Genomic DNA, 14104 nt, shown 5'->3' on the forward strand with positions numbered 1-14104 from the left:
GAGGCAAACTCATATGGAATGCTATGCGTCTGCAAATATTCCATTTTATCAAAAAAGCATTCGGCCTGCGATTGCTTTTTTTTTTTCATTGATGCCGGATTTGGGAGATTGTCGCTATTTAAACTGGATTATAAATTCCGGGTCAGACGGACTAAAAATAAAATGTACAAAAGATGATAAAAAATTTGATTATTTGGGTATATGTATATGTCTGGGAGAATTATAGTTTTTAGCTGGGAACAAAATACTATATGAAAACATATTTTTTGCAGGTATGCTGATATCGGTATACCCTTAAGGCTGACGTTATACGGGCAAAATGATATTCAGCAAGAGATATTGGAGGAAATATGAGAAAGAGAACTTCTTTTATTAAAAAGTTTCAGTCAACTTGGATAAAGCTGCACCTGACACAGGTGTCCATATTGCTTGCATCCACATTAGTCCTGGCTTTCTTAAGCTTCGTATATTTTTCATACAAGGACGCGGATATAAGTGCACTTGAAGCAGGACTTGCACAATCTACAGTCATTTATGACGCTGATGAGGAAGTAGCCAGCAAGATCTCTGCAAACAAAAATGAAGGCATTACAATCGATAAAATTCCTGATCATATGAAGAATGCGGTTATTGCCATTGAAGACCACCGTTTTTATGAACATGGAGGAATCGATTTAAAAGGAATAGGCAGAGCCTTTTTTACAAACCTGAAGGCTGGCGGAATTGTTGAGGGTGGCAGTACGCTTACTCAGCAGCTGACTAAAAACGCCTTATTATCTGCAGAGAAAACATATAAAAGGAAGCTGGAAGAATTCTTCCTTGCGATTGAGATAGAAAAGGAATACAGCAAAGACGAAATTCTTCAGATGTATTTAAACCAGGTTTATTTTGGAGAAGGTGCCTGGGGGATAAAGCGTGCAGCAATGAAATACTATGCAAAGGATGTTGAGGATCTCTCAATTAGCGAAGCAGCACTGCTTGCAGGGCTGGTTAAAGCCCCTTCTGCAATAAATCCTTACCAAAATGAAGATAAAGCAATTGAAAGAAGAAATCTCGTGCTTGATCGCATGAAGGAACACAGCTTTATTTCAGAAAAGGAATGGGAAAAAGCTAAGAATGAAAAGCTTGTTTTTGAAGACGGCGGGGGAGATCCCCTTAAAGGGAAGTACCCTTACTATGTAGATGTTGTTCTTGAAGAAGCTATTAATAACTATAATATTTCACTTGACGATCTTCTTAGCAACGGTTATCAAATATACACAGAGCTTGATCAGGATATGCAAGGCAGTGTAGAAGAAACCTACAAAAATGATCAATTATTCCCTAAAGGTACGGGAGAGCAGCCAGTGCAAAGCGGAGCCATACTCCTGGATCCCCAGAATGGCGGAATCCGTGCTCTTGCAGGGGGAAGAGGTGAACACACCCTTCTGGGACATAACCGCGCTGTCCATAAAGTAGGCCAGCCTGGATCGACAATGAAGCCGATTGTACCATACGCAGCTGCACTGGAAGCGGGTTGGGAAATTACTGATGAACTTAAAGATGAGCGAATGACATTTGGTGAAGATTATGAGCCAAATAATTATAATGGCCAGTTCAGGGGAAATGTGCCAATGTATGAAGCGGTCAAGGATTCTTTGAATGTTCCTGCTGTATGGCTTTTGGATGAGATTGGTGTGGAAAAAGGGGTGGATGCCGCAAAGAGGTTTGGCATACCTGAAGATGCCATCAATCAAAATTTGGCACTTGCCCTTGGGGGTACAAATGAAGGTGTTTCACCCCTAACCATGGCACAGGCATATGCTGTGTTTGCAAATGGCGGTGAAAGGCCGGAAGCCCATTCCATTACAAAAATAGTTGATAAAGATGGAGAGACAGTTGCAGAATGGAAAGGTGAAAACACAAGAGTCATTTCAAAGGATGTTGCAGATAAAGTGACAACCATGCTTCTTGGGGTAGTTCAGCATGGAACAGGTAAGGCTGCCCAAATACCCGGCAGAGAAGTTGCGGGGAAAACAGGAAGTACACAAATGACCATTGAAGGCATAGATGGCGTTAAAGACCAATGGTTTGTCGGCTATACACCACAGCTGGTAGGTGCTGTATGGGTTGGCCATGATATGACAGATGCAAAAAACTATCTTACAACCTCCAGCAGTGAAGGCACGGCTCCGATATTCCGGGAAATCATGACAGAAGCCCTGAAGAACCAGGAAGCAGAATCATTTAATGTCCCTCAAATTGCTGGCCTGATGGAACAGAGGCAAAGGGAGCAGCAAAGAAAAGCATGGGAGAAAAACATAAGAAAAGAAACAGAGAAGATAAAAGAAAAAATTGAAAAAGAAAAGGAAAAATGGAAAGAGAAATGGAGTAAAGAGAAAGAAAAAGATAAGGAAAAAGATAAAAAGAAAGAAAAAGATAAAGATAAAGATAAAGATAAAGATAAAGAAGAATGATTAACAATATACATTTAAAGAGTACAGTGAAAAACTGTACTCTTTTTATCATGGCAGAAAAATTTTATGCTGATTTAGCAGAAGCCTGTCACTTGATTTTTGAGGACTGGGATCGTTCCATTGCCAGACAGGGAGAGGTGCTGGATAATCTATTATATTATCGGAAGAAGGCATAAAAAAATCCTCTTCTATATTGGTTTGTTTTCCATTATTGGGACCCAGACTTTAGCTTCAGCTAAAATAGATATAATATTCCCAGTATAGAGTCTATAAAAGGAAGGCCTAAAAAAGCTGCTGCTGGAAGCTGGATTCCGTCAGTTTAAATGGCTTCACCATGAAGAATCTGGTTTTTCTCAGCCAATTATCATAGCTTATAATTAAAAAAAGGCCGAATGGCCTTTTTTTAATAGAAATTATTTAGAATAACCAGCTGATTATCGCGCCAATTACCACAATTGCTCCAACTACCATAAAAATTGTACGTATCATCTATCTTCACTCCAATCACTATGCAATAAAATGGTCACTTATAGCTGAAATGTTTCAGCTGAATTGATTAAGCGTTTTTCTGACATGCGAAGAACTGAAACATGGTTGCTGCACATTTCTTTGATTTCTTCCAGATGCTTCTGAACTTCATTTCCTTCAACAATGATTTTTAGGGTCGTTTGCGGCTTCACTGTTAATAGGAAAGACACTAATTTAGACAGATTTGAGGCATCCACAGCTTTGTGTTTGCTGTAGAGGTATGTAGTGCCTTCAAATTGTTTTGCTACTTGATAAATTTCAAGCATTTTCTTCATTGTGAACCTATTTTGGACTAAAACATTGGTAGAAATTATTTCTTTCATTTTAAAAATCTCCTTTTCAAAAAGTATTTTATATATTAATCGATTAATGATATTAATGATGTGGTTGTACTAGGGATTTACCCATGTAATCTGAACCGTAAACCACCCTGATTCAAAGTGTGAATAATTACCTTTTTAAGTCGCTAATGATATCAGGGGTGAGGCACTATCAGTCTCCAGCAGGAGATAAAAACCATCAAAAGCCGCTTAATCAATTGTTTGTCACTAATTAAACTGGAGATATAAACCGGGAAACTGAGGTAAAAGGGATGAAAAAATTCAAAGAAATCTTTCAAAATGCCAATTATGTGAAATTGTTTTTCGCTAACTTTACTTCTCAGATGGGCAGTACAATTGGTTTAACAGCATTCATGTTTTATTTGCTTGACCGTTTCTCGGAACAGCCTTTTTATGCTACATTAACTGAATTGATGTTCTCCGTTCCGACTCTGGCGGTGTTTTTTTTAGTTGGAGTGTTTGCGGATAGGATGGATCGCCAGAAAATTGCTTATTATTGTGACTGGATCAGCTCATTATTATCAATTGTACTTTTGCTGACTGTTCTCATTGGCTGGATGCCGCTGGTATTTGCAGTATTGTTCCTGAGGAGTGCAATCCAGAAATTCTTTTTTCCCGCTGAGCATGCAATGATTCAAGGAATATTGAAAAGTGAAGATTATACCACTGCTGCGGGCCTAAATCAGGTTGTGATGAGTCTTTTCATGCTGTTCGGAAATGGTCTAGGCATTTTTGTATACTGGACAGTGGGAGTATACGGCGCAATTATGACTGATGCTCTTTCCTTTATCATCAGTGCATTATTAATAAGATCATGCCATATCCCCGAAGAAGTCCGCCTGCCGAATGGCGGCCATAAGCTTAAAGACTTAAATATAGCGCTTGTCCTCAAGGACTTTAATCTTGGAATGAAATATATTCTAAATCACAGGTTATTATCTGCTTTACTTGTTGGTTTCTTCGTTTTCGGAGTGGTAAACGGCGGGTTTTCCATAATGCCAATTTTTATGCTGAAATATAAGCTGGAGCCGCACGCCTATGAGGAATACTCAGTCCTGCTTGGAATAACCTTTGGGATTGGCATTCTGATTGGCAGCTTTGCTGCCTCTTTGCTTGCTCAAAAATTCAAACTTTATCAGCTGATCATTGCCGGATTATTGTTATCAGGAAGTTTCATCATTGCTGCCTCTTTTGCTGAAAATACGATCATTTTCCTTTCTTTATTATTTGCTGCAGCATTTGGCCTACCTTTAGTGAACATTGCCATTGGCGGCTGGATGCCAAGCATTGTTGATCCGAAGATGATGGGTAGAGTACAGGGATGGATAAGCCCGCTGATGATGCTTTCCCAATCCTTAACACTCGGATTTATTGCTGTCAGCTTTCCTGGACTCCTCAAAGTAGAAATGCTTTATTGGATGGTAGGGGGCTGTTTAGCACTTGTTGGTGTTTTTTACAGCCTTATCCTTCCGGGATTGACGAAAAAGTCAGAAAAAAGCAGTGAAGCACATTCTTTGAAACAGACTGGTGCAGTATAATGTAATAAAAGACTAAAAGTCCCTATTATAGGGGCTTTTTATGTATGAAAAAAATTTTAAAATAAAATATGAACGATTTCATCTCTTGAACGTCTTATGAGTGAAATAAATAGGTAACAATGGGATGATAGAGAAGAGAGGAAAGAAGCTGATGGAGGAGAAAGACCTTATAATAAGCGCCAAACGAGGAGATCAGCTCGCTTTTGCCATGCTTTTTAAAAATAACTATCCCTTTCTGGTTAAATACTTAATCAAAATCACTATGAATCCCGATGCAGCTGAAGAGCTTGCCCAGGAAACAATGGCCAAATGTGTTGAGAAAATCGGCCTGTTCAATGGCAAGGCGAAATTTTCTTCCTGGCTGATTTCCATTGCGACGAATTTGTATATTGATCAGAAGCGAAAGTCGAAAAGAGAGAGGAACTGGAAAGCAGAGGAAGAAGTATCCAGACGCATGAAATGGCACCTTGAAAGCCGAAATGAAGAATGGAATGATGCCTTATCGGCATTGGGAAAATTAAAAGACGAGATAAGGATACCTATCGTACTTAAACATTATTATGGCTACTCATATGAGGAAATAGGAGAAATGATGAAGATATCTTCAGGCACCGTCAAGTCAAGAGTGCACAATGGGATCATGTCTGTAAGAGAGGAGTTGAAGCTTCATGACGAACAGGAAATTACTGCAGCTCGATCACGATCATCAAGATGAGAATTTTCTGGCTGCTGTAAAGAAGATAGAAGACGGATTGGAATCGCTGGAAGAAAATGTCCCGGTATATACACCTGATCTGCAATTTTTTGAAAACTTAGTTGCAGAGCAAAAACAGTCGATGAAAAGGAAATTGATCAGGGACTTAGCTATCTTCACTTTTGCAGCACTCCTCATTGTAACTTCTTTATTATTCATGCTGTATCAGGTTCCAGCTGTATTTTTTATTCTGCAGGGAATTGTCACTGTTTTTATTATGGCTTATAGTACAGTCAGCTTTGTTAAGCAGGTGAATGGCACATGAGCAGCGAAGAAATTTCCCTCCCTTTGCTGATTGTTGTGGGGATCATCTTAATTGCACAGAGTACCTTCCTATTCCTGGATGCAAGAAAGCATGGCCACAATTATTGGCTATGGGGTATTATCGGTTTAATTCAGGCGCCAATGCCTACGCTGTTTTACTTGATTTTCGTCAGAAAGATTTGGCAGAAAAAAGACTAATTGAGGGATGAAGGATGAAAAAGTTAAAACAGATGCTGCTGCTTACAGCCACAGGAGGCCAGCTGCTTGGAATCGCCATGCTGTTTATCAATATTAAGGCAGCGATTATGTTTTATATCTTATATGCTTTAATGATTTTTGCGATATTTATTGTACTGATTGCAGAAAGAAAAAAAGAAAAAGAGGAGGAAGAGCAAAATGATTATCGTGACTACTGATGCGGTACCTGGGAAAGAGATTAAAGAAATTAAAGGCTTTGTAAGAGGGAGTACAGTACAGACAAAACATATTGGAAAAGATATTCTAGCAGGATTGAAAACAATTGTAGGCGGAGAAATTGGTGAATATACTGAAATGATGGATGAAGCAAGACAGAAGGCAATAGGCAGAATGGTTGAGGATGCAAAAGCTAAAGGGGCCAACGCAATCATTGGAATGCGGCTGCAGACATCAGCTGTTATGCAAAATGCTGCAGAGATCATTGCATACGGAACCGCAGCTATAATTGAAGAATAACAGGAGAAAAACCAGCTGACACTTGGTCAAGCCCCCATATAGTGGAGATATTAAAAAACCGGAGCTGTTTCCTTTTGGAAATGGCTCCCTTTCGGTTTTATTTTAGTTATTTCATTCTTTTTATTTACTTGACATGGAGCCTCGTCACGCATGATTCTCGCTCTAGGAAGCAGGTTTGTAACACAACTAGCTCCCCTATGACGGTATCATGCGTTGCTCCATATCAAGTAGTGCACTTTAAATAATTTGTGAGTTCCTTTTGAGGGACCCATTTCCTTATGCTATAAGATTCTGGCGACGATAATTTACTGGCGACTGTTTATTTAACCGCTTTTGTCTCCTTATATGATTGTAATGATGAATATATTGATGGATTTTTGCTTCTAATTCTTCAATATTTTGTACAGAATAGGGATGATAAGCTTCTGTTTTTAAATGGGAAAAGAAGCTTTCAATACAGGCATTATCGAATGGATTGCCTGGACGGGACATGCTTGGTTGAATATCATAGGATTCGAGCGTGTCTTGATAAAGTTTGGATGTGTATTGTGTTCCCCGGTCGCTATGGAGGATGACACCTTGCACATCCTTTTCTTTTTGAACAGCTTGGTATACAGTTTTTATTACGAACATCGTTTCACTATTATTCCTTGCCATTTCGTATGCAATAATCTCATTATTGTACAAATCCATTATGGCAGATAAGTGTAACTTTTCGTCCCCGATTGAAAAGGAAGTGATATCTGTAACCCACTTTTTATTAGGTTGGTCAACCGAAAAGTCTCTATTGATGATATTTGTTGTAATCGTTTCTGGTTCAGTGCGCTTATACTGATTATAGTTTGAAGATCTGTGTTTCTTCCGAATAATTGATTGAATTCCAAGTTCCTTGTAGAGTCGAAAGACTCTTTTATGATTGATTTGCATTCGGTATTCTTCCTGAAGTTCCATATGAACACGCCGATAACCCCATTGCTTATTGGATTTCTCATATAATTGCAGAATCAGCTGCTTCAATTCAACATCCCTATCAAAACGTATATACTTTTTGTATTTGTAGTATCCACTTACTGATACCCCAAGAAATTTACAAAGTTCCGCTACATTAAATTGTTCTCTTAAGAGATCAACTACCTGAAACTTTAATTTCTTCCCTCCCTCATCAAGATTTCCTGAAACTTTTTTAAAACAGAATTCTCCATTTCCAATTTCCGAATGTAACGCTCTTGATCTGTATACTCTTTCCTTCGACCCCTATTATCTAAATAAAATGCTTGTCCTTCTTTTTGATATTTCCTCCACCAAGTCTTTACAGTATTTCTGCTTGGGATATTTAGTTTGTCAGCTACCTGTTGTGCTGAAAAACCTTCTTCTTTTAACTGGATCGCTTCCGCTTTAATCTCCAAAGAATAACTTTGTAACCTTTGCCCTTTTTTGGCCATAAAAATCACCCCTTAAGTCAATGTTGCCCAACTGTGGGTTTTTCAACATCTACTATAAGGGGTGCAGTCTACACTTTAGCTGGTTTTTTTTATTTTGATAGATAGGACTGGTTTTCTTTTGTGAAAAATAGGGAAAGATTTGCAGGTGAATATTTGGCAGAAAATACTTAAAAAGAAACTAGTGAATTTTATATGATTTTAAAAGCAATTTACATTGAAATCCTTTACAATAGAGTGAAACTTCTTTTAATAAGGCTATTTTTGTTTATATAAGTTAGTTTAATTTTCTGAGTTGATTGGAATGGAGGGCACTTGACTCCTCGAAAATGCTATCGCATTTTCTTCGTGCGGTGTTCACTCGAGGAAGCTTATTCAATGTCCTGCGGGAGAAGAGGGAGGAGCTCTTTTCCTCCGCGGAAAGCAACTGCCCGCAGTCGAAATCAATGGGCTTAGTTCATAGGCAAAAAGACAATCTCTAAGAAAATAGCCTTTAAAAACAACACTATGAAAATGACATTTGAATGTAGATTGGAGTTTATATGCTATATTACCGTACGTATGTAAAAGATGAATCATTGCCATGGGTTACCTTTGTTCATGGTGCAGGGGGCAGCTCTGCAATTTGGTATAAACAAATGAGAGAGTATAAAAAGCATTTCAATGTTCTGCTGGTAGATTTGCGGGGACATGGTCAATCTGGAAGAGGCACATGGGAAGAAGGAGATCATTTTTCGGAAGTATCTCTGGAAATAGTTGAGGTGCTTGATCATCTCCATATCCCCGAGTCTCACTTCGTAGGCATCTCGCTGGGAACAATAGTGATTCAGACAATTGCGAAGGATCATCCGGAAAGAGTGGCTTCCATGATTTTGGGCGGAGCGATAACAGAATTGAACTGGCGTACAAGATTTTTGATAGCCATTGCCAATTTAACTAAGTATATGCTGCCGTATATGCTTCTTTATCAGCTGTTTGCCTGGATTATAATGCCAAAAAGAAATCATCTTGAATCAAGACATGCCTTCGTAAGACAGGCAGCAAAAATGTGCCAAAAGGAATTTATCAACTGGCTGTCCTTAACAAAGTCAGTCAATCCTTACCTTGGAAAAATCCAGTCAAGCATATCCCACATCCCTACCCTTTTCATCATGGGGCAGGAAGACCATTTGTTTATTAAGTCTGTAAGAAGCATTGCCCAGAAAGCAAAAACAGCTACAGTCAAAGTCATTACAGGTGCAGGACATGTATGCAATATTGATAAACCTGATGCCTTTAACCAGATAACCATCGATTTCATCAGGAGGCAGAAAAGAAGATTGGCATCATAAGAAAGCGGAAGCGCCTTGTCCACAAAAGGAATGCAGACTAAGAACGCTACGTCCTGCGTCTGCATGACCCACATCCTATGGGCCTCAAGCACAAGACGAGCCCCCCGGCAAGGCCCATGGACGACAGGCATAAGACGGTTCCTGTAAGAAGGCGTACTTCCTTCTGAAAGGAAACGGCTTATGACCCCGAGTCCATAGGAGCCGCAACAAGACAAGCTTGTGACCTCGAGGGGGGATGCGCTCCTCCTAAAAGCTAGCGCTTTTAGTCGTGCGATGATTAAGCTGTGGAAGCATTCCTTGTGGAGCCAGACAGTTCTCGGGGTTTTAAATTTTTTAAATGAGTTAATGACAGAAAATTTTCAAGAATAGGAAAAAGGCTGATTGACTTTTGGTGAGAGCGGTGATAATCTTACCAATATGGAAAAAAATGAAAAGGAGGGTTACAAAATGATCTTAATTCATCATCATCAAAAAACAATTCAAAAAAGAAAATCTGTAACCTATCCTTTAAAGCATATAAAAATGTAAACAGGATCTGCCTGCACATTTTGAAGGAGCACAGGTTACATTTTGTAACGTGGGCTCTTTTGTCTATTAAGACATATCGCATGCCGCGGTATGTCTTTTTTTGTCCAATTATATAAAGTTGAAAGTAGGAGTTGCAGGCTTAGCCTGTATCCATATATGTACGCTTTTATAAGCGGCTGTTTCGGCAGCAATACAAGAATAGGAGGATAATTTTATGAATGCTTTAAGAATGAGAAAGACAATTTTGCCGGAGGATCTGGATGGAGGCTAGTTATGAAATTTGCTGCTGTTTATGTATGAAAGCTCTTGATTAAAACTTGAGCTTCATGCGGGAAAGGGGAGAGATCGTTGTTTTCGATTTTAGGAAAATTAAGCTGGTTTTTTAAAGAAAACTGGAAGAGGTACACAATTGCTATTACTCTGCTAATCATTGTCGGAATCCTTGATGTAATGCCTCCAAGGCTTGTAGGAATGGCAATTGATGACATTCATCTGGGTGAAATGAGCAGTGCTAAAATCATGGACTACCTTGGTTTATTGGCGATTATCACAATTGTTTCCTATGGAATTACGTATATTTGGATGTATCAGCTCTTCGGAGGGGCATTTTTGGTAGAAAGAAAACTGCGTTCACAGTTTATGGGACACCTATTGAAAATGACCCCAACATTTTTTGAGAAAAACCGGACCGGTGATTTAATGGCCAGGGCTACAAATGATTTAAAAGCTATATCAGTTACAGCCGGATTTGGAATATTGACACTGGTGGATTCCAGCGTATTTATGCTGACGATATTATTTACAATGGGATTTCTGGTTAGCTGGAAACTAACCTTTGCTGCAATATTGCCTCTGCCTATCATGGCTTATCTGATAAAGATTTACGGGAAGAAGATTCATACACGGTTTATGAGTGCTCAGGATGCCTTCGGAGAACTCAATGACCGGGTTCTTGAATCTGTTTCGGGAGTCAGGGTGGTGCGCGCTTATGTGCAGGAAAGAGCAGATCAGCAGCGTTTCCATGAACTCACTGAAGATGTTTACAACAAAAATATTGAAGTGGCTAAAATTGATTCTCTTTTTGAGCCAACCATAAAGGTGATTGTGGGCTTAAGCTATCTTATAGGACTGGGGTATGGTGCTTATCTTGTTTTCCATCAAGCCATCACCCTTGGCCAGCTCGTGTCATTTAATGTGTATTTAGGCATGCTGATTTGGCCAATGTTCGCTATCGGAGAATTAATTAATGTTATGCAAAGAGGAAATGCATCGCTTGATCGGGTACAGGAAACATTGTCCGCTAAGCAGGATATTAAGAATCCTGAATCCCCGTATATCGTTGAAACGCCTGCCAGTGTAACCTTTAAGGATGTTCATTTCCAATATCCTTCTTCAAAAACGGCTAACCTCAAAGGGATTAAGCTGCATATCGAGCGCGGGGAAACGCTGGGGATTGTAGGGAAAACAGGAAGCGGGAAGACCACTTTCATAAAGCAGCTATTAAGAGAATACCCATCAGGCACCGGGATGCTTGCAATTGCTGATGTTCCAATTGAAGAACAGGAGCTTGAAAGAACGAGGGGATGGATCGGTTACGTTCCACAGGATCATGTTCTTTTCTCCAGAACTGTCCGGGAAAACATCCTTTTTGGAAAAGAGGACGCGACTGTAGAAGATATGCAAAAGGCAATTGATTTGGCAGCTTTCCGCAAAGACCTTGAACTGCTGCCTGAAGGGCTTGAAACACTGGTCGGTGAAAAGGGAGTGGCCTTATCAGGAGGACAAAAACAGCGGATTTCCATTGCTCGTGCACTAGTGAAGGATCCGGAAATTCTGATCCTTGATGACTCACTTTCAGCCGTTGATGCCAAAACGGAAAAAAAGATCATTGATAATATCCGGACTGACCGCAAGGGTAAAACGACAATAATTACAACCCACAGGATGTCAGCCGTCCAGCACGCTGATCATATTATCGTCCTTGATGAAGGAGGAATTTCAGAAGAAGGCACTCATGAGGACTTAATGGCTGCAGATGGATGGTACAAGGAACAATTTTTGAGGCAGCAAACACAAGTCTCTGAGGAAGAGGAGGTGATTTCATGACCACTGGGAAGCGTTTAATCCGGTATGCACTTCATTATAAAAAAACGATTATTGCGGCACTGCTGATGCTTACGATAGCTGTAGCGGCAGACCTGGCGGGGCCTTTCATAGCCAAGAAAATGATCGATGACCATATTCTTGGCATAGAATCAGTCTGGTATCAGACAGAGGGCGGAGAAGGTGCCGTAGAATACGCTGGTCATTTTTATAAAAAAGAGAAAAACCTTGATCAGGGTGAGCAGAAAATAGATCAGGCCCGCATCCTGCAGGCAGGAAGCCAATTCGTCTTTATCAGGGGTGACATTGCTTTTGATGGAGAACGAACCTATAAAGACGGCAAACTGCTTATAGAAAAAAGCGGCCAAACCGAAACATATGAAGGGAAGGCTTTGACTGGTGAAGAACTGATGCTTTTTTATTCACCTGAGATTCCTAAGATCGTTCAGCTTTTGGCCTTTTACTTTGGATTGCTGGTCATCGCTGCTTTTTTTCAGTACGGTCAGCGGTTTTTTCTGCAAAAGTCGGCAAATAGGATCATTCAGCAAATGAGAGAGGATGTCTTTGGGCAGATTCAAAGACTGCCAATCAGTTACTTTGACACTCTGCCGGCAGGCAAGGTGGTTGCCCGAATAACTAATGATACAGAAGCCATACGTGAGCTTTATGTGACAGTACTGGCAACCTTTTTTACAAGTGCCATATATATTTCAGGTATTTATATCGCTTTATTTATTTTAGATGCCAAGCTTGCTGCAATCTGTTTAATCCTGCTCCCGATTTTATATGTTTGGGCGATTGTGTACCGTAAGTATGCATCGAAATACAATCATGTAATCCGTTCCAGGGTGAGTGATATCAATGGCATGGTGAACGAATCGATACAGGGAATGAACATCATCCAGGCGTTTGGCCGCGAAAAAGATACACAAAAGGATTTTGAAAAGCTGAATATAGAGCATTTTACCTTCCAGAATAAACTTTTGAGCCTCAATTCACTGACCTCACATAATCTGGTGGCAGTGCTGAGAAACGTGGTCTTTGTTGCATTTATCTGGTATTTTGGGGGAGAGTCGCTAAATGCATTATCTGTCATTTCACTCGGGATGCTTTATGCATTTGTAGACTACATTAACCGCCTGTTTCAGCCGGTGCAGGGTATTGTTAATCAATTGGCCAATCTGGAGCAGGCACTTGTTGCCGGTGAAAGAGTGTTCAAATTGCTTGATGAAAAGGGCATTGATATTAGTGATAATATAATATCCCGCTATAAAGGGGATGTGACATTCGATCATGTGCACTTTGGCTATAAAGAGAAGGAATATGTGCTGAAGGATCTAAATTTTGAAGCAAACCACGGAGAGACAGTTGCTCTGGTAGGCCATACCGGATCAGGGAAAAGTTCAATCATGAATCTTCTCTTCCGTTTTTATGATTGCCAGGAAGGCAAAATTATGATCGACGGAATGGATATAAAACAGATTCCAAGGCAGGAGCTCCGCAAACATATGGGCATCGTCCTGCAGAATCCTTTTTTGTTCACAGGAACCATTGCTTCCAATGTCAGTCTTGATGACCCAGAAATAACGCGAGACAAAGTGGAGAAGGCTCTAAAGGATGTGGGAGCAGATAAGATTTTTCAGCATCTTGAAAATGGTTTCGATGAGCCGGTTATCGAGAAGGGAAGCACGCTCTCCAGCGGGCAGAGGCAGCTCATTTCCTTTGCGCGTGCCCTTGCTTTTGACCCGGCCATCCTGATACTCGATGAAGCAACATCAAGCATCGATACTGAGACAGAATTGATTATCCAGGAAGCCATGGATGTGCTGAAAAAAGGGAGAACCACATTTATTATCGCCCATCGTCTATCGACAATCCGAAATGCTGATCAAATCCTCGTTCTGGATAGAGGTAGAATAGTTGAAAAAGGCAACCATGCTGAATTAATGGAGCAAAAGGGTAAATATTATCAAATGTATCAGCTCCAGCAAGGATCAACACTTGCTGGATAGCAGGAAAGCGCCGGATGGCGCTTTCTTTTTTTGTTTTGAGGCTACTTTGATATGATGAGCATATCCGAGAGAATTTGGATTTATCCGCAAATCGCA

Annotated in this window: 14 protein-coding genes; 11 read left to right on the top strand and 3 right to left on the bottom strand. The window is 40.1% G+C overall.

Annotated elements, in window-relative coordinates; translation table 11 throughout:
- Positions 1-350 precede the first annotated feature (350 nt).
- Both AC0VZ9_RS06805 and AC0VZ9_RS06810 read left to right on the top strand, forming a co-directional pair.
- Entirely contained in the window at positions 351-2456 is a 2106-nt protein-coding gene (locus AC0VZ9_RS06805; protein WP_475397159.1) for a transglycosylase domain-containing protein, read from the top strand.
- Positions 2453-2632 (top strand): hypothetical protein, encoded by a 180-nt coding sequence (locus AC0VZ9_RS06810; RefSeq protein WP_019381400.1) that lies wholly within the window; start codon positions 2453-2455, stop codon positions 2630-2632. The genes AC0VZ9_RS06805 and AC0VZ9_RS06810 overlap by 4 nt, the downstream gene beginning before the upstream one ends.
- A gap of 351 nt (positions 2633-2983) precedes the next feature.
- Here the strand turns inward: AC0VZ9_RS06810 and AC0VZ9_RS06815 are convergent, their stop codons facing one another.
- Complete coding sequence (locus AC0VZ9_RS06815) at positions 2984-3307, bottom strand: HPr family phosphocarrier protein (RefSeq protein WP_009331477.1); 324 nt, start codon at positions 3305-3307, stop codon at positions 2984-2986.
- A 269-nt stretch (positions 3308-3576) separates the two neighbouring features.
- On the opposite strand from AC0VZ9_RS06815, the gene AC0VZ9_RS06820 reads away from it, so the two are divergent.
- The 6 genes from AC0VZ9_RS06820 to AC0VZ9_RS06845 all read left to right on the top strand — a co-directional run bounded on the left by AC0VZ9_RS06820 (position 3577) and on the right by AC0VZ9_RS06845 (position 6595).
- Positions 3577-4863 carry an MFS transporter gene (locus tag AC0VZ9_RS06820; protein ID WP_475397160.1) on the top strand — a complete coding sequence of 429 codons (1287 nt, stop codon included), beginning with the start codon at positions 3577-3579 and terminating at the stop codon, positions 4861-4863.
- Between the two features lie 124 nt (positions 4864-4987).
- A complete protein-coding gene (sigY, locus tag AC0VZ9_RS06825) occupies positions 4988-5578 on the top strand; it encodes an RNA polymerase sigma factor SigY (protein WP_009331475.1) in 591 nt (196 codons plus the stop codon).
- Positions 5532-5882: a YxlC family protein gene (locus AC0VZ9_RS06830; RefSeq protein ID WP_475397161.1), complete on the top strand. Its 351-nt coding sequence runs from the start codon at positions 5532-5534 to the stop codon at positions 5880-5882. The genes sigY and AC0VZ9_RS06830 overlap by 47 nt, the downstream gene beginning before the upstream one ends.
- Positions 5879-6079: a hypothetical protein gene (locus AC0VZ9_RS06835; protein ID WP_009331473.1), complete on the top strand. Its 201-nt coding sequence runs from the start codon at positions 5879-5881 to the stop codon at positions 6077-6079. The genes AC0VZ9_RS06830 and AC0VZ9_RS06835 overlap by 4 nt, the downstream gene beginning before the upstream one ends.
- A 14-nt stretch (positions 6080-6093) precedes the next feature.
- Entirely contained in the window at positions 6094-6297 is a 204-nt protein-coding gene (locus AC0VZ9_RS06840; RefSeq protein ID WP_019381403.1) for a hypothetical protein, read from the top strand.
- Complete coding sequence (locus AC0VZ9_RS06845; RefSeq protein WP_019381404.1) at positions 6278-6595, top strand: YbjQ family protein; 318 nt, start codon at positions 6278-6280, stop codon at positions 6593-6595. The genes AC0VZ9_RS06840 and AC0VZ9_RS06845 overlap by 20 nt, the downstream gene beginning before the upstream one ends.
- 276 nt (positions 6596-6871) lie before the next feature.
- On the opposite strand, the gene AC0VZ9_RS06850 is transcribed toward AC0VZ9_RS06845, so the two are convergent.
- Together AC0VZ9_RS06850 and AC0VZ9_RS06855 are read right to left on the bottom strand one after the other, a co-directional pair.
- Positions 6872-7804 carry an IS3 family transposase gene (locus tag AC0VZ9_RS06850; RefSeq protein WP_159871989.1) on the bottom strand — a complete coding sequence of 311 codons (933 nt, stop codon included), beginning with the start codon at positions 7802-7804 and terminating at the stop codon, positions 6872-6874.
- The gene (locus AC0VZ9_RS06855; protein ID WP_159871984.1) at positions 7738-8037 is read right to left on the bottom strand and encodes a helix-turn-helix domain-containing protein; all 300 of its coding nucleotides are present in this window, start codon (positions 8035-8037) and stop codon (positions 7738-7740) included. The genes AC0VZ9_RS06850 and AC0VZ9_RS06855 overlap by 67 nt, the downstream gene beginning before the upstream one ends.
- A gap of 539 nt (positions 8038-8576) precedes the next feature.
- On the opposite strand from AC0VZ9_RS06855, the gene AC0VZ9_RS06860 reads away from it, so the two are divergent.
- The 3 genes from AC0VZ9_RS06860 to AC0VZ9_RS06870 all read left to right on the top strand — a co-directional run bounded on the left by AC0VZ9_RS06860 (position 8577) and on the right by AC0VZ9_RS06870 (position 14008).
- On the top strand, positions 8577-9365 hold the full coding sequence (locus AC0VZ9_RS06860; RefSeq protein ID WP_475397162.1) for an alpha/beta fold hydrolase: 789 nt from the start codon (positions 8577-8579) through the stop codon (positions 9363-9365).
- An 876-nt stretch (positions 9366-10241) separates the two neighbouring features.
- The gene (locus tag AC0VZ9_RS06865) at positions 10242-11999 is read left to right on the top strand and encodes an ABC transporter ATP-binding protein (protein WP_475397163.1); all 1758 of its coding nucleotides are present in this window, start codon (positions 10242-10244) and stop codon (positions 11997-11999) included.
- A complete protein-coding gene (locus AC0VZ9_RS06870; RefSeq protein WP_475397164.1) occupies positions 11996-14008 on the top strand; it encodes an ABC transporter ATP-binding protein in 2013 nt (670 codons plus the stop codon). The genes AC0VZ9_RS06865 and AC0VZ9_RS06870 overlap by 4 nt, the downstream gene beginning before the upstream one ends.
- Positions 14009-14104 lie beyond the last annotated feature (96 nt).

It is taken from the genome of Cytobacillus sp. QJM3NY_8 (assembly GCF_056173585.1).